This is a genomic window from Parabacteroides sp. merdae-related_45_40 (genome assembly GCF_001915675.1).
On sequence record NZ_MNQY01000038.1, the window covers coordinates 25,908 to 43,652 of the forward strand.

Consider the following 17,745-nt stretch of genomic DNA (forward strand, 5'->3'; position numbering starts at 1 on the left):
CGGAATGATCTCGACATTCAAAATATAATAGTTCTAAAGGAGGATAGATTAAATTATTATTATTGCCGAAAAGTATTAAAAATCAAAACTATTTTCTACTTTTGCGATCAGATAAAGAATCTTATATGACTCTTAAAGCATCACTATACGATCAGTTGACCCGGGAAGAATTAATACGATTACTGGAAGCCAGAGATAATGAACCTGACAATGCCGAGATTTATATATCTTCGGAAACGCCGACAATCAAACGTATTATTTCTGAAGTCTTGGCGATCCTTTTCAACGAAGAAAACAAGCCTATCGAAAAAGCAATGAATTTGTTACTGGACTATTTCAATGCTGATTGGGGCTATGTTGCCATCTTTGAAGAAGACGGTTTTTCGGCCAATTTCACATGTGAAGTAATGAGTTCGTGGGTAAAGATCCCTAAGGATGATCGGAATAAGTTGACATGCGATACAATCCCGTGGATTATTGACACTGTTAAAGCCGGACACGATATCGTGCTGGGAGATATTGCCGGCCTACCTGCCGAAGCGGATATCGACAAAATCCTGTTGACTAAACAACAGCTGAAGTCCATGCTGATCGTCCCGCTTACCTTCCATAATAAAGTACAGGGGTTCATCGGTTTCGATTCGATCCGGACGAGCCGTTTCTGGACTGCTTCGGAAGTGGAAGACATGCATATCATTGCTGGTATTTTCTCCATAATAATCGAACGCTGGCAAACCAATTACAACCTGGAAGAATCGAGAAAACGTATCTCCAAGCTGAGTACAAAGTTTCAGCAGTTTTTCAATAATCTGCCGATCGGGGTGGAATTATATGATGCAGAAGGTTATCTGATCGATATAAACGATGCCGACACTAGAATCTTTGGCAGTTCCCGGGAATACTTATTGGGAGTCAACCTGTTCAAGAATCCGGCTGTCCCAGAGAGAATCCTTAATCAGATCAAGAAGAAGAAGGCATTCAGTTTTCCACTTGCATACGATTTCAATTGTATCCGGGATGCCCGTTACTATAATTCCAGCATTTCTGATGAAACCAAATATCTGATGGTGAAAGGAATTGGGTTGAACGACCGGGAGTTCGGTCATATCGGCTATTTGCTGATTATCTCCGACGAGACAGAAAAACGGGTCAAAGAGGAGCAGACGCAAAACAATTTGGCGATCCTAAAAGCAGTTCTCTTGTCCGGTCATTCCCTTATTGTCGAATATGATATCGGAAAGAAAGAATTGTTTGTCAATCCACTCCTGAACGAAACACCGGAAGATAACAAGCTCTTCAACTACTTGAGAAGTAATAAGTACATGACGATTGGAGGTGTACAGCAGATTGTTCGTTCGGCCGATAATGTCAACCTGCTTTTCCAGGTGATAGAAGGGAAGCAGGATCATTGCAGCTTCGAATGTCGTACCGCTATTGAAAACGAAACGATCTGGATCCGCATCAATGCGCAGGCTTATAAGACGAAAGGAAGCAAGCGGCAGAACAAAATGATCTGCCATATTACTAACATCACGGAAGAAAAACTGTTGGAAGAGAAACTGCACCATGCGGAATATGAAACCCGGCAGTCGGAACTGGAGATACAGAAGGTGCGTGAGGCGGACAAACTGAAATCAGCCTTCCTTGCCAATATGAGCCATGAGATTCGGACGCCGCTCAACGCCATAATCGGATTTTCCAATATCCTTGCCGAGACTGACGATAAAGAAGAAAAAGAAGAGTTTGTCAAAATAATCAATAAGAATAGCGATTTGCTCCTTCGTTTGATTACTGATATACTTGATTTTTCCAAAATAGAATCGGGCGTTTTGGATTACTCGCTTTCCGATACCAGCCTGAAAGATATCTTCCATGAACAGTTTCAGGTACATGCGATGAAAATGCCTGAAAAGGTTTCTTTGATCTGTGACTTCGATGCTCTGCCGGACATCTTCGTTCATACCGATCCGAAACGAGTCACGCAGGTGCTTTCGAATTTGATCTCGAACGCGGTCAAATTTACAGAGGTGGGAAGCATCAGGTTTTCCTACCGTATCGTAGAAAAATATGTATTGGTGGAAGTAATCGATACAGGTATCGGAATATCACCCCAGCACCAACAGGCAATCTTCGACCGTTTCGTGAAAGTCAACTCGTTTAAGCAAGGAACCGGTTTGGGCTTGACAATCTGCAAAACCATCATCGAAGCTCTCAATGGGACAATCGGTGTCGATTCGAGGCCGGGAGAAGGTGCGCGGTTCTGGTTTACGCTCCCTTACAACGGATAGCTTCCTGCGTTTCTCGTAGGACGGAAAGGAGGTGCAACCCTAATCCGGCATGGAAAGCAGGGTTCAACCCTTTCGCTTCGCCGAAAAAGAGCATGGCCAGGGTAATATTGCAAACCGGTTCCAGGTTGTAACTATGAATGCGGACACCTGTTTCCCACCTATGAAAATTTATTTTCCCGCAAGAGAAAATAAATTTTCATAGGTGGGAAACAGTATTTTCATAGGTATGTAACTTTTATTCCTCCCAACGAAAGCATTCCGTTGTTGCAGATCAATATCGGAAACTGCCGCCTCCGAGGAACTCACGCAAAAGGGAAGTGCCCGGAAGCCCGACATCGGGGATGTAATTAAAGTAACGGAGGAAACGGAGCAAACGGTACGCCTCGGCATTCTCCGGATCGCATTCGCGCACTTCGCCCAAGATCGGTTCGGCTTCCTTGCGCAGGGCGGCCAGTTCATATAACATGGCGCTGTTGAACATCGCATCCGCATTCTCCTGATACGGGAATATCCATTTGTCCTCACCTCGGCGTACGCTGGGCCAGCGTGCGATCGTGTCACGGGCGGAATATCCGCGGAACCGGTAATCGCGGATGATGCGGCGTAAGAGACGGTTGTCCGTTGTCGGAATCCAGTTATGGTTGTCCAACGAGATGGAAGTCAGCACGGATACATAGATCCGGTATTTATAGCAGTCTTCGATCATGGAAGTCAGTTCGGGGTTCAGGGCGTGAATGCCTTCTATCACCAGGACGGAGTTTTTCTGCATCTTCAGTTTCTTTCCTTTGAAAACGCGGCGACCTGTCTCGAAATTAAAGCTCGGCACTTCGATCTCTTCACCTGAAAGGAGTTTCTGCAATTCGCTGTTGAAATAAGGCAGGTCGAGCGCATACAACGATTCGAAGTCATATTCGCCGGATTCGTCCTTCGGCGTATCTTCACGGTTCAGGAAATAATCGTCCAATGAAAGTCCGACCGGATGGATCAGGTTTGTAATCAACTGAACCTGCAACCGTTTGCAGAAAGTCGTTTTCCCCGAAGAAGACGGTCCGGAAATCAACACGATGCGGACGCCGTTATCGTAGCGGGCGGCAATCTCCTCTGCGATCTTGGCTACCTGCTTTTCCTGCATGGCTTCGGAGACCATGACGACCTCGGATGTCATGCCTTTCTCTATCGCCCGGTTCAGGTCGCCGACGTTGTCCAATCCGACCGTGCGTTGCAGGGTCAGATGCTCCTTATAAACCTGAAACATTTTATCTTGGCGGATGACCGGTTCCAATTCCGTCGGATTCGTCCTTTGAGGCACACGCAACAACACGCCGTCGAAATAGGGAACCAGGTCAAAAACCTGGATGTAGCCGGTGGAAGGAGTCAGGCAGCCATAGAAATAATTGATGTAGCCATCCAATTCGTAATAAGACGTATAAGGCATACCGGCGCTTTCGATCAGACGGGCTTTGTCGTTCATGCCCCTTTCACGGAACAAGACTGCGGCATCGATCGTGCGAATCGTTTTCAAATGGAAAGGAAGGTCTGCGTCGATGATTTCACGCATCCGTTTCTTGATCTTGCCGATCGTCTCCTCGTCTATGTCTTTACCGTTGTGAATAACGCAATAATAGCCTTTCGAGATGGGATGCTCCAGGTTCAGAGTCGCTGAAGGGAGCACGTCGTTCACTGCTTTCGAGAAAATATGACAGAGGGAACGGACATATGTCCGCATTCCCGAAAGTTGCGTATAGTCGACATATTCAACATCTTTCGGATGCCAACAACGGAAGGTAAGCCCCTCTGTTTTATTATTTACCTGTGCATTCATCGGTCGTAACCGGAGGGGAGCACCAACCAGTGAATAGATGTCCAACAGCGAAGAACCAATGGGAACTTCTTTGTAAGTATTGTTATTTTTGCAATAAATTGTAATAGTTTCAGACATGGTATCTCAGTTATTATTTATATTTTTGTCCCCTAAAGTTAGGAATATTAATCGGATATACATCCACTTAAACGTATTTTAAATGGACTATTCATTTTTTGATTTTCTACGCCTTATAGGTTCCTTGGGTTTGTTCCTGTACGGTATGAAGATCATGAGCGAAGGTCTGCAGAAATTTGCGGGGGACAGTTTGCGCAGGATTCTGACGGCCATGACGACCAACAGGGTTACCGGAGTTCTTACCGGAGTTTTAATTACCGCCCTGATCCAATCATCATCCGCCACTACAGTCATGGTGGTCAGTTTCGTAAACGCTGGTCTGCTCACTCTTACCCAATCCATCGGTGTCATAATGGGAGCCAATATCGGTACGACCGTTACCGCGTGGTTGATCTCGGCTCTCGGATTCAAAGTCGACATCGCGGCTTTCTCCCTTCCTCTACTCGCATTCGGCATTCCACTCCTCTTTTCCGGCAAAAGCTCACGTAAGTCGGTCGGGGAGTTCATTTTCGGTTTCTCTTTCCTTTTTATGGGGCTTCAGGCCCTGAAAGCCAATGCTCCGGATCTCGGAGCCAATCCGGAGATGCTTGCCTTCGTGCAGAATTATGCCGATATGGGATTTTTCTCTATCATCCTGTTCTTGTTTATCGGGGCTATCCTGACCATGATCGTGCAGGCTTCAGCTGCAACGATGGCCATTACGTTGATTATGTGTGCCAACGGCTGGATCGACTACCAATTGGGTGTGGCACTCGTATTGGGTGAAAATATAGGAACAACGATTACGGCCAACCTGGCGGCTTTGACCGGTAATACGCAAGCCAGACGGGCGGCTTTGGCACATCTTGCCTTTAATATATTCGGTGTGATCTGGGTGTTGATTTTGTTCTATCCGTTCACCAATGCCGTTTCTTGGTTCGTCACGAATGTAATGCGCATTTCCGATCCCTCGGTAGCAGTATCCTTCAAACTGGCCGCTTTCCATACGGCTTTCAATATCAGTAATACATTTGTTATGATCTGGTTTGTCGGGTTGATAGAGAAGACGGTTTGCTTCCTTATCAAAGGAAAGAAAGATGAGGATGAGGAATATCGTTTACGTTATATTACGGGGGGGATGCTGTCGACTGCCGAACTTTCGATCTTGCAAGCACGTAAGGAGATCACGCTGTTTGCCGAGCGTACGGGCCGTATGCTGGATATGGTGAAAGCTCTGTTCTATGAGAAGAACGAGGATGCTTTCCTGAAAACATATAGCCGTGTCGAGAAATACGAAAGTATCAGCGACCGGATGGAGATCGAGATTGCCAATTATTTGACTTGCGTGGCTGAAGGCCGCTTGAGTTCGGAAGGGAAGGAAGAAATCCGTATCATGCTGCGTGCCGTATCGGAGATCGAAAGTATAGCAGATTCCTGCAATAATATGGCGCGAAGCATCAAACGCCGCAACGAGTTTAAATCGATATTCACAGACGAGCAGAACCATAATGTGGACCAGATGTTGGCACTTACGGAGAAGGCTTTGCATCGCATGATCGAGATACTGAAGAAATCGGAACTTGTACGCGACGATGTCAACCCATCTTACAATATCGAAAATGAAATAAACAATTATCGCAATCAGTTGAAGATCCATAATGTGGAAGACATCAACAACAAGAAATACCAGTACCAGGACGGTGTCTACTACATGGACATCATCGGTGAGGCCGAAAAGTTAGGCGATTATGTACTGAATGTAGTACAGGCGGTTATTGAGAAGAAGATTTAATAGTAAGGAGTGTCGAAACAAAATCCTGCTTGCAAGAGATATAATTTAGGCACGGATTACACGGAAAGAAAATAAATTTATCCGTGTAAATCCGTGAAATCCGTGCCTAAAAGATCATGATAAAGGAATTTTGATATCTCCATGAATCAAAGTGTTACTCCGGATTTGAAGATTGCAATCTCTCTGTAATCATTCTTTTCATTGTTTGTCGGGTTACCACTTGCGATACCAATGATGAACCGTATAAAGCGTTCACGAAGTTCCTCCATGCTTTCGCCCTCTAAAAGAGAACCGGCATTGAAGTCAATCCAGTTTGGCTTGCGGGCATTTAGATTACTGTTGGTCGAAACTTTGACTGTTGGAACAAACGTTCCGAACGGAGTCCCTCTTCCGGTTGTAAACAAAACCAGATGACAGCCGGAGGAAGCAAGAGCCGTACTGGCCACGAGATCGTTTCCGGGGGCACTCAATAAATTCAGTCCCTTTGTCTTTAGCCGTTCACCATAAAGCATAACATCCCGAACAGCTGAAGTTCCGGCTTTTTGCGTACAGCCTAGCGATTTTTCTTCCAGGGTGGAAATACCTCCCGCCTTATTGCCGGGAGAAGGGTTTTCGTAAATCGGCTGTTTGTTCTCTATGAAATAGGATTTAAAGTCATTTATCAGATGAACAGTCTTTTCAAAGACAGCCTTCGATTCGCTCCGGTTCATCAGGATCGTCTCGGCGCCGAACATCTCCGGGACTTCCGTCAGGACAGTTGTTCCTCCCTGTGCTACCAGAAAGTCGGAAAAGACACCCAACAGCGGATTGGCCGTAATACCGGAGAATCCATCCGATCCTCCGCATTTCAATCCTACGCGCAACTCACTTAAAGGAATATCCGTCCGTTTATCCTGTGAAGCGATCGCATAGAGTTTACGCAACAGTTCCATTCCCGTTTCCAGTTCATCATCCACTTTTTGCGTTTCCATAAAGCGGATGCGTTCGGTATCGTAATTGCCAAGCATTTCCCGGAAAGCACCGACTTGGTTGTTTTCGCAGCCTAACCCGACGACGAGAACTGCACCGGCATTCGGATGCAGAACCATGTCCCGTAAAATCTTCCGGGTATTCTCATGGTCGTCTCCCAGTTGGGAACAGCCGTAATTATGAGGGAATGCGACGATCGCATCGACTCCGGTGCCTTGTGTCTCCTGTCGTAACCGATCTGCCAACCGATGCGTGATGCCGTTGACGCAACCGACAGTCGGAATCACCCATATCTCGTTCCGGATTCCCACTTCTCCATTTTTGCGGCGATATCCTTTAAAAGAAAGTGACTTTCCGGATGGCTGTTCCGGAATAGGTTGCGGATTGAATTCATATTCCCGTAACCCTTCCAGGTTGGTCTTGATATTTTTTTCATTCACCCAGCTTCCGGTAGTTATCACTTCACGTGCATGTCCGATGGGAGCACCATATTTGATGACATGGTCTCCTTCTTTAAAATCCTGTAAGGCTACTTTGTGCCCTGCAGGGATATCCTGCAGGACAACGATTGTTCTGCCGTTGATATCCAAAGATACGCCGGTCTGTAAATCCTTTACGGCGACCACGACGTTGTCTGCCGGATTTATTTGTATATAAGTCCGCATCAGCAAATTTCTTTAACGACATTAAGCATTCCTTTTTCTTCAATGGCATCCAGGAAACCTTTTACCATATTGGTCAATCCCGGAATGCGGTTCAGGTCTTCTCCCCAAATGGAAGTTGCCGCTAATACGCCTTCGGCGACCTGCCTGGTCGAGCCGGTAGCCCAAAGATTCTGCAACAGTTGAAGAATTTCGGCGGAATCATTCGGTTCGGATTTTGTTCCATCGGTACGGACGTATCCCTTATAATAGGTAATAATGGCAGCCAGACCTAACACCAGTCCTTTGGGCAACTCGCCTTTCCGTTCCAGATAGACTTTCAAGCCTGGCAGGTCGCGTGTTTCATATTTAGGAAATGAGTTCAACATGATGGAGACGACCGAATGGTCGACGAACGGGTTGTTAAAACGTTCCATGACGTCATTGCCGAACTTCACCAGTTCTTCTTTCGGCAGATTCAGCGTTTCCAACAATTCCTCGAACATTACCTTGTGGATATATTTCTCCAGTACCTCGTGCTGGCAGGCATCCCGCACGATATTCACTCCGGAAAGCCAAGAGACAGGTGCTAAAACTGTATGAGGGCCGTTCAAAAGGGTTACCTTCCGCTGGTGGTAAGGTTCCTCGCTCGGAACAAACAGCACATTCAAGCCTGCTTTGTCTGCCGGGAACTCTTTGGCGACCGATTCGGGCGCTTCGATTACCCATAAATGGAATATTTCCGCCTGTACGACTAGATTGTCGTTATATTGCAGTTCCTCTTTAATTGAATCGATCTCTTTACGTGGAAATCCTGGGACAATACGGTCGACCAGTGTCGCATATACACCGCAGCATTCCGTAAACCAGGTTTTGAAATCTTCTCCTAATTGCCATAAATCGATGTACTGGTATATGGTTTCTTTCAGTTTATGCCCGTTCAGGAAGATCAACTCGCACGGAAAGATAATCAAACCTTTGTCTTTTTCTCCGTTAAATGTCTTGTAGCGGTGATAAAGCAATTGCGTCAGCTTGCCCGGATAGGAAGAGGCAGGCGCGTCCTCCAACTTGCAAGCCGGATCGAATGTTATTCCTGCTTCCGTCGTATTTGAAATGACGAAACGTATCTCCGGCTGTTCTGCCAGTTTCATAAAAGCGGAAAAGTCCGCATAAGGATTCAATGCGCGGCTTATCACATCGATCCGGGTAAGGCTGTTGACTTTTTCACCTTTGTCCAACCCTTGAAGATTGACATGATACAAGCAATCCTGTGCGTTCAACATGTCGACCATTCCCCGGTCGATGGGCTGGACCACCACGACACTGCTGTTAAAATTTACATTCTCGTTCATTTTCTGGATAATCCAATCCACGAATGCCCGGAGGAAATTGCCTTCTCCGAACTGGATGACCCGTTCCGGATGCAGCATTTTACCGGCAGTTTTTTCATTCAACTCTTTCATTTTACTATTTATTTAAAATCTGTTCATTAATGGCAATCAGAGCCGATTATATAAATTCGGGGCCTAATTTAAAAGAAATATCGGATTTATTTAGTATGTTTGCATAAAACTTATCCATAACTGGCAAGAACAGTCTTTTTATACCATGAAACATTTTCTTATTAATGCATTTATTTTATTATCAATTTCAATTATGACGACATCCTGTTCACCAAAGGTCGAAATGATTCCAGCAGAGTTAGCTTATCAGGCTGAAGCGACTACCGGAGAAGGTTCTATCTGGCACCCCGAACGTCACACCTTATTCTGGGTGGATATTGAAGGGCAAACATTATACGAATATCATCCCGATACAAAAGAATGCAGTTCCTGGAAATTCGACCGTATGGTATCGACGGTGGTTCCCGAAACAGACAGCACGGTCATCATTGCCTTGCAAAACGAAATTGTACGGGTAAACCTGCATGACGGACATACCACTTCCGTTGCTCCGATACCTGACGAAAACGGTAAAGTGCGCTGCAATGACGGTAAATGCGATCCGGCCGGACATTTATGGGTCGGAACGATGGGGTTCGGTGCGCCTAAAGGTGCCGGAACTTTGTACACTGTTTCGCCTGCCGGAACCGTCACTACGAAATTGAAAAAGGTCACGATCTCAAACGGGATCGTCTGGTCGTCCAACAAGAAATTCATGTATTACAACGATACACCTACCGGCAAAATAGCCTGTTATCGCTACGATGCCGACAACGGGGATATCCTGTTCGACGGTATAGCCGTTACCTTGCCTGGTGGAACGGGAGTGCCCGATGGTATGGCGATCGATAGCGACGACCATCTTTGGGTAGCCCAATGGGGTGGTTATGGCGTTTATTGCTACAATCCCTACACGGGAGAATTGCTGGCAAAAGTAGAGGTCCCGGCGCCGAATGTCGCTTCCTGCGCTTTCGGTGGTAAGAAAATGGATACGCTTTACATCACGACAGCCCGTGCTGGCTTGTCCGAAGAGCAGCTCCGGGAATACCCGTTAAGCGGCAGTGTGTTTTGCTGTAAACCGGGGGTTAAAGGAATAAGGGCCAACTGTTTCGGAGAATAAATCTCCCGAATATTATTTATCACAAATGTAAACAGCTTCTTAAAATTTATTGTTTACTTTGTAAAACATAGGAAAAGAAAATATGACTAAGAATAAATCTGAAAAGAAAAGTAATAAACCGGGGAAGAAGAAAAGCAGCTCCAAAGGCGAAAACAAACGGATGAAGAAAGAGGCTATGATCAATGCCATCATCAACGTTTTCAAGTCTTCTCCCAAAGAACCTTTTAACTATCGGCAAATCAGCAGTATGATAGGAGTTACCAATCAAGTGCAGAAGTTGCAGGTAGTGGATATCCTGTATGATCTTTCTTCCGACAACTTCATTTCTGAAATAGACAGGGGACGCTACCGTTACAATGATTGGGGAACGACTGCTGTCGGAACCTTTATGCGTCGTCAGAATGGTAAGAACTCTTTTATCCCCGAAGATGGCGGGACACCGATTTTTGTGGCAGAGCGAAATTCCGCACATGCGCTTAACGGTGATAAGGTGAAAATACAACTTCATGCCAAGAGGAAAGGGGCTGACCCGGAAGGCGAGGTTATCGAGATACTGGAAAGCCAGCGACGCTTGATCACTGGTAAACTACAGGTGACCAAAGGTTTTGCTTTCCTTATTACGGAAGACAAGACGCTTGCAAACGACATCTTTATTCCGAAAGACAAACTGAAAGGCGGCAAGACCGGCGACAAAGCGATCGTCCGTATCACCGAATGGCCGGAAGAGGCTAAGAACCCGTTGGGTGAGGTGGTCGATATCCTGGGGACGGCCGGTGACAACAATGCGGAGATGAATGCTATCTTGGCTGAGTTCGACCTGCCATATAAATATCCGGCTAACGTTGAGAAGGCGGCAGAAAAGATATCGGATGCAATCCCGGAAGAGGAAATTGCCAAGCGTGAGGATTTCCGTGGCGTCACGACTTTCACGATCGACCCGAAAGACGCTAAGGATTTCGATGATGCCCTTTCCGCCCGTAAGCTGGATAATGGCAATTGGGAAGTTGGCGTTCATATCGCCGACGTGACCTACTACGTTAAACCGGAAAGCCTGATAGACCGGGAAGCTTTCAGCCGTGCGACATCTGTTTATCTTGTGGACCGTACCATTCCGATGTTGCCGGAACGCTTGTGCAACCAGATCTGTTCGCTCCGCCCGAATGAAGAGAAACTTTGTTTTTCCGTGATTTTCGAGCTGAATAAGAATGCCGAAATCCAACAGTCTCATATCACCCGTACCATTATCAAGAGCGACCGCCGCTTCACTTATGAAGAGGCTCAGGCTGTCATCGAAACCGGGGAGGGTGAATATAAAGAAGAAATCCTGGCACTTAACGGCCTGGCACAAAAATTGCGCGACCGCCGCTTCAAGGACGGAGCAATTGCTTTCGACCGTTACGAAGTCAAATTCGATATAGATGAGAACGGTAAGCCGTTGGGAACTTACATTAAAGAATCGAAGGAAGCCAATAAACTGATCGAAGAATTCATGTTATTGGCAAACCGTACGGTAGCCGAGTTTATTGGAAAGAGTAAGAATAAGACAAAGAAAACGTTTGTCTATCGTATCCATGAACAGCCGGACCCTGAGAAACTAAGAGATTTTTCCGCATTCATTAGCCGTTTCGGTTACAAAATGCGTACGGAAGGGACGAAAACGGATATATCCAAAGGGATCAATAAATTGTTGGATAGTGTACAGGGTAAACCGGAAGAAAATCTGGTGGAGACTTTGGCTATCCGTTCCATGCAGAAAGCCCACTATACGACGGATAATATCGGTCACTACGGGTTGGCAATGGATTATTATACACACTTCACTTCTCCTATTCGCCGTTATCCGGATATGATGGTGCACCGTTTGCTAGAACGCTATCTGGCAGGTGGCCGTAGTGTGATAAAGAACAAATATGAAGAGTATTGTAAACATTGCTCCGAGATGGAAATGGTGGCTTCAAATGCCGAACGTTCGTCCATCAAGTACAAGCAGGTCGAGTTTATGAAAGATAAATTGGGACAGGTGTTCGATGGTGTCGTATCCGGTGTCACCGAATGGGGATTGTATGTGGAGCTGAATGAGAACAAATGTGAAGGGCTTGTCCCGATCCGTGACCTCGATGACGACTATTACGAGTTTGACGACAAGAACTATTGTCTGCTCGGTCGTAGAACAAAGCGCATTTACCGGTTAGGAGATGCCATCACTGTAAAAGTAGCACAAGCTAACCTGGAAAGGAAACAGCTGGACTTTGCATTGGTCTGAACAATTGACCATTGACAATTTTGTTCGACCTTTGGCCGGTTCGTTACATTTCTAATTGTCACTGGTCAATTGCCCGTTATCAATTCCAGAAGATAAGTCCTGCCACTCCACAAGCAATCAATCCTAATCCCAAAAGAGCATAGAAAATACGGGCGCCTTTGCGTCCTAGCCACCTGACGAATGTCATGGCTCCGCTGGTCTGGAAATACCAGTCGAGATTCAGGATCGCAGCGATAACCGAGAATATCCCTAATGCGATAAAGAGTATCAGGATAAAATATTCGGTAGGTTCCATCTTATTTCACTTCTACGGTGCGGGAACCGTCAGGGTTCTCTGTGATGGCAACTTCCACAACGTCACCCGGCAATAAATCTTCGATCTTTTCCGGCCATTCGATAAAGCAGAGGGCACCGCTATAGAAATAATCTTCCGTGCCTATATCTTCCGCTTCGCTAGGTTTGTTGATGCGGTAGAAGTCAAAATGATAGATCAGCTCACCGGTTTCGCTACTGCGATATTCGTTGATAATGGCGAACGTCGGGCTGTTGATGACATCCTCCACGCCTAACTCTTCACAGATAGCCTTGATGAAAGTCGTTTTCCCTGCTCCCATATTCCCTCGGAATGCGAAAACAGTGCGGTCATCCATCCCGGCAATAAACTCTTTGGCTGCTTGGCGGATCGTATCTAAACTTTCGATTTTAATTGTACGCATAGCTTTGATAATTGGCAATTGACAATTGACAATTCAGAGAGAAAGAGAATTGGCAATCGGCAATTGGTGTTTATGGTTGCAAAGTTAAAACAATTGGCAATTAACAATTGCCAATTGCCAATTATTTTGCAGTTGTCAATCATTTTACCGTCATCGTGATGAAAGGAATCAGCATTTCCTCCATTGAAATACCACCGTGCTGGAATGTATTCTTATAATAAGAAACGTAATAGTTATAGTTGTTCGGATAAGCGAAAAAATCGTTGTTCATCGCAAAGATATATTTGCTGCTCAGGTTTGGGGAAGGTAACCCCGCTTTGTCGGGAAAGCGAATGTCAAACACGTCCTTCGGATTATAATTCAAGTTCTTGCCCACCTTATAGCGCAGGTTGGTATTTGTATTCTTATCACCTATCACTTTCTCCGGATTATCGACGCGGATAGTACCGTGGTCGGTCGTAACGATCACTTTATACCCTTTTCCGGCGATACGCTTGAAAAGTTCCAGCGTGCCCGAATGCTGGAACCAGGAGCGTGTCAGGCTGCGATAGGCCGCTTCGCTCTGGGCCAGTTCGCGGATCATCTTGTTTTCGGTACGGGCGTGGGACAGCATATCGACAAAGTTCAGTACCACCACATTCAGTTGGTTATGAAGGAGGGAAGGGACGATATTCAGCAATTTGTCGTTATACTGCGAATCATGTACCTTATGGTAGGAGAACGTATATTTCTTACGGAACCGCTCGATCTGCGTTTGGATAAGCGGTGCTTCATTCAGGTTTTTCCCTTCCTCGCTGTCCTCGTCCACCCAAAGTTCCGGAAACATCTTTTCGATCTGCAAGGGCATCAGCCCGGAGAAGATCGAGTTGCGGGCATACTGTGTGGCGGTCGGAAGGATGCTGTAGTACAGGCTTTCGTCGAACGTATAGTATTCGGCAAGCAGATCTTTTACTTCGCGCCACTGGTCGAGACGGAAATTATCGATCAGGATGAAGAATACCTTATCCCCGTTGTCGAGCATCGGGAATACTTTCTTTTTAAACAAATCCGGGCTCATCAGCGGACGGATTTCAGGATGCTGAATCCAGTCCACGTAATTCTTTTTGACAAATTTACCGAATGCGTTGTTTGCTTCCTGTTTCTGCATGCGCAGCATGTCGGTCATCGGAACTTGGCTGTTTTCCAATTCGATTTCCCAATAGACGAGCTTCTTGTATACCTCCATCCAGTCATCGGTTGTCAGTGAGTCGTTGATCTGCATGCCGATACGCCCGAACTCCTGCTGATAGCCGACAGTCGTTGTTTCGGATATGATTACGTTCTTGTGGACATTCTTTTTGATAGACAAGAGCAGCTGGTTCGGATTGACCGGTTTGATCAGGTAATCAGCGATCTTGTTACCGATAGCCTGGTTCATGATGCTTTCTTCCTCGCTCTTGGTCACCATGACGACAGGGACATCGGGATTGATCGCCTTGATCTGCGCCAATGTTTCCAATCCGGTAAGCCCCGGCATATTCTCGTCCAGAAAAATAATGTCGAACGATTCTTCCTTACAGCATTCGATGGCGTCCTGCCCGCTGATTACCGGAATCACTTCATATCCCTTGTCCTGCAGGAAAAGGATGTGGGGCTTTAACAAATCTATCTCATCGTCTGCCCAAAGCACTCTGTCTTTCTTTGCTGCCATAGTTTTATCTTTCTTTTTTGAAGATGAACAAACCGGGTTCATCCCTACAAATGTATGATATTATAACGATATACCCCTTTATTTTGTGTGTTCATCCCTCATTTTTTAGTCTCTTTTGTATTACCTTTGTATAATATAAACGAGTTAACTGTACACGTATGAGACTATCCGTATTTGCCTTGGTCTGTCTGTTCCTTACTGCATGTGCCACACGGGAAAAAGGGCGTGAAAGAATCTCTTTCAACCAAGAATGGCGCTTTGCCCTGACTGAAAAACAAGCCAATGCGTCCGCTCCCGATACGGATGACAGCAATTGGCGAGTCCTGAACTTGCCTCACGACTGGAGCATCGAGGCGGATTTTTCTCTCGATAACCCGGCAACTCCCGGAGGCGGTGCGCTGCCCGGTGGAATGGGGTGGTACCGGAAACACTTCAAACTGCCTGAAAGCGACAAGGGAAAAGTGATCTATATTGATTTCGACGGCGTTTACCAGAACAGTAGAGTCTGGCTGAACGGACATTTGCTAGGTTTTCGTCCCAACGGATATGTTTCGTTCCGTTATGATCTGACACCGTATCTGAATTATGGAAAGGAGGAGAATGTCTTGGTTGTCCAGGCCGATAACAGCGACCAGCCTAATTCCCGTTGGTATTCAGGGTCCGGCATTTACCGGAATGTATGGTTGGTGAAAACCGGACAAGTCCATGTGGACAATTGGGGGACAAACATCACTACTCCGGTCATGAATGCGGACAAGAGTACGGTCGAGATTGAAACGACTTTGAAAAACGAGGCATCCGATGTGACCGTGGAAGTTTCTACCCTGATACAAGACAAGGAAGGAAAGACCCTCTACCGGATATCCTCCCCGGTCGAGATAGCCGTAGGAGGAAAGAAAACCGTTACACACACGATAGAAATGTTCTATCCTGAACTATGGAGCGTCCGGAATCCTTATCTGTACACCGCCATAACCGAGGTGAGAGTCGGCAATAAACTGACGGATCGCTATCGAACCACATTCGGCATACGCAAATTCGATTGGGACGAGCATACGGGATTCTCCTTGAACGGAGAACCGACCAAAATATTGGGCGTCTGCCTGCATCATGACCTGGGGTGTCTCGGTAGCGCGATCAATCCGAGGGCACTCGAACGTCAACTGCAAATGATGAAAGACATGGGGGCCAATGCCGTCCGCACCAGCCATAACCCGCCGGCACCCGAACTGCTCGACATCTGTGACCGGATCGGATTGCTGGTACAGGACGAGGCTTTCGACATGTGGCGGAAACGGAAATCACCGTACGACTATGCCCGATATTTTGACGAATGGCATGAAAAAGACTTGACAGACCAGGTCCTGCGCGACCGTAACCATCCGTCCGTCTTTATGTGGAGCATTGGAAACGAAGTACTGGAGCAATGGCAACATGCCGATGCCGACACGCTCAGTCTCGAAGCCGCCAACTTGATCCTCAATGCAGGCCATCCGGTGGATGACAAGATCTTGTCCGATACCGCCATGAGCGTACAGGGATTGATCGCCCATTCGCTGGCGGCGATCGTCAAGCGCCTGGATAAGACGCGCCCTGTCACTGCAGCCAACAACGAGGCGACACCGGGTAACCTGATCTTCCGTTCGAATGCATTGGATGTATTGGGATTCAACTATCACGAAAAGAATTACGAGCCGTTTCCGCAGAATTTTCCGGGCAAGACGTTAATTGTAAGCGAGTCTACTTCCGCCCTGATGACACGCGGCTACTACCAGATGCCGTCCGATTCGATGTATGTCTGGCCGAACACCTGGCGGGAACGGTTCGATCGTCCCGAACACCTTTGCTCGGCTTATGACAACTGCCATGTGCCTTGGGGCTCGACCCACGAGGTGACTTGGCGGGAAGTCAAACGGTTGCCTTATGTTTCAGGTATGTTTATCTGGACGGGCTTTGACTATCTGGGTGAACCGACACCTTACTGGTGGCCGAGCCGTAGCAGTTTCTTCGGTATTGTCGACTTGGCAGGTATTCCGAAAGATATCTATTATATGTATCAGAGCGAATGGACCGACACGCCGGTTCTTCACCTTTTCCCGCACTGGAACTGGAAAAAGGGAGAGACTGTCGATGTCTGGGCCTACTATAACCAGGCGGACGAAGTGGAGCTTTTCCTGAACGGCGAGAGCCTGGGTGTCAAGAGCAAGCCGGACGATGCTTTCCATGTCTGCTGGCGGGTTCCTTTTACGCCGGGTACGTTGAAAGCCGTTTCCCGTAGGGACGGCAAGGAAGTGCTTACACGTGAGATCCGTACGGCCGGCGAACCTGCCCGGATCATGCTGATTCCCGATCGTTCCGCCTTGCACGCCGATGGCACGGATCTTTCATTCGTGACCGTGGAAATACAGGACAAAGACGGAAACCTGGTGCCGGATGCCGACAACCTGCTTCGTTTTACGGTTGAGGGGGACGGCTTTATCGCCGGGACAGATAACGGAGATCAGAATGATCCCGTCAGCCTTAAGAAACCGGAACGCCACGCTTTCTACGGAAAAGCAATGGCGGTCGTACAAAACACGGGCAAGGCAGGAACCATCCGGTTGAAAGCTACGGCGGAAGGTCTGCCGGATGCAATCGTGGAAATAAAGGTAGGAGAATAAGAGGGACAGGGCTTGGTTGTAGAACTTGTTTTTGCGGAATCCTCTGTCACTCTATCACACTTTACCATGCGGGTTTTGATAATCATGGTGCGTAGGAGTGATAGATGCCATATTTGTCTATCACTTATGTATCACCGGTTTTCTGAATGTCTCGTCCTGATTTTGGTTGACTGTGTATTAAAAAAATCCTGTTATAGGTTGTCTATAAATGTAAAAAAACAGACAATCCTTTCTTAATCCTAAAAT

General features: G+C 46.7%; 11 protein-coding genes. 5 read left to right on the plus strand and 6 right to left on the minus strand.

All coding sequences use genetic code 11. The features are described 5' to 3' along the window. Window positions 1-125 precede the first annotated feature (125 nt). Entirely contained in the window at window positions 126-2,288 is a 2,163-nt protein-coding gene (locus BHV83_RS03570; protein WP_122205642.1) for a sensor histidine kinase, read from the plus strand. Window positions 2,289-2,559: 271 nt separating this feature from the next. On the opposite strand, the gene BHV83_RS03575 is transcribed toward BHV83_RS03570, so the two are convergent. Next, window positions 2,560-4,227, minus strand: coding sequence for a nucleoside kinase (locus BHV83_RS03575; protein WP_046451707.1), 1,668 nt, complete (start codon window positions 4,225-4,227; stop codon window positions 2,560-2,562). 82 nt (window positions 4,228-4,309) lie between these two features. Between BHV83_RS03575 and BHV83_RS03580 the strand changes: the two genes are divergently transcribed. Continuing rightward, window positions 4,310-5,998, plus strand: a complete 1,689-nt coding sequence (locus tag BHV83_RS03580; RefSeq protein WP_005633543.1) for a Na/Pi cotransporter family protein — start codon at window positions 4,310-4,312, stop codon at window positions 5,996-5,998. Window positions 5,999-6,144: 146 nt separating this feature from the next. Here BHV83_RS03580 and BHV83_RS03585 read toward each other — a convergent pair whose 3' ends face one another. Both BHV83_RS03585 and BHV83_RS03590 read right to left on the minus strand, forming a co-directional pair. Continuing rightward, the gene (locus BHV83_RS03585; protein ID WP_122205641.1) at window positions 6,145-7,632 is read right to left on the minus strand and encodes a UxaA family hydrolase; all 1,488 of its coding nucleotides are present in this window, start codon (window positions 7,630-7,632) and stop codon (window positions 6,145-6,147) included. After that, window positions 7,632-9,071 carry a tagaturonate reductase gene (locus BHV83_RS03590; protein ID WP_122205640.1) on the minus strand — a complete coding sequence of 480 codons (1,440 nt, stop codon included), beginning with the start codon at window positions 9,069-9,071 and terminating at the stop codon, window positions 7,632-7,634. Before BHV83_RS03590 ends, BHV83_RS03585 begins: the two co-directional genes overlap by 1 nt. Before the next feature lie 193 nt (window positions 9,072-9,264). Between BHV83_RS03590 and BHV83_RS03595 the strand changes: the two genes are divergently transcribed. Further along, the gene (locus BHV83_RS03595) at window positions 9,265-10,170 is read left to right on the plus strand and encodes an SMP-30/gluconolactonase/LRE family protein (RefSeq protein WP_286756324.1); all 906 of its coding nucleotides are present in this window, start codon (window positions 9,265-9,267) and stop codon (window positions 10,168-10,170) included. Between the two features lie 82 nt (window positions 10,171-10,252). Beyond that, on the plus strand, window positions 10,253-12,433 hold the full coding sequence (rnr, locus tag BHV83_RS03600; RefSeq protein WP_046451708.1) for a ribonuclease R: 2,181 nt from the start codon (window positions 10,253-10,255) through the stop codon (window positions 12,431-12,433). Between the two features lie 79 nt (window positions 12,434-12,512). On the opposite strand, the gene BHV83_RS03605 is transcribed toward rnr, so the two are convergent. The 3 genes from BHV83_RS03605 to porX all read right to left on the minus strand — a co-directional run bounded on the left by BHV83_RS03605 (window position 12,513) and on the right by porX (window position 14,839). After that, window positions 12,513-12,728: an immunity 17 family protein gene (locus BHV83_RS03605; RefSeq protein ID WP_005633532.1), complete on the minus strand. Its 216-nt coding sequence runs from the start codon at window positions 12,726-12,728 to the stop codon at window positions 12,513-12,515. Between the two features lies 1 nt (window position 12,729). Continuing rightward, on the minus strand, window positions 12,730-13,149 hold the full coding sequence (gene tsaE, locus BHV83_RS03610) for a tRNA (adenosine(37)-N6)-threonylcarbamoyltransferase complex ATPase subunit type 1 TsaE (protein ID WP_005633530.1): 420 nt from the start codon (window positions 13,147-13,149) through the stop codon (window positions 12,730-12,732). Between the two features lie 139 nt (window positions 13,150-13,288). Beyond that, entirely contained in the window at window positions 13,289-14,839 is a 1,551-nt protein-coding gene (gene porX / locus BHV83_RS03615) for a T9SS response regulator signal transducer PorX (RefSeq protein WP_005649684.1), read from the minus strand. 158 nt (window positions 14,840-14,997) lie between these two features. Here porX and BHV83_RS03620 point away from each other — a divergent pair, with 158 nt between their 5' ends. Continuing rightward, window positions 14,998-17,499: a glycoside hydrolase family 2 TIM barrel-domain containing protein gene (locus tag BHV83_RS03620; RefSeq protein WP_122205639.1), complete on the plus strand. Its 2,502-nt coding sequence runs from the start codon at window positions 14,998-15,000 to the stop codon at window positions 17,497-17,499. The last annotated feature ends 246 nt before the right edge of the window (window positions 17,500-17,745 follow it).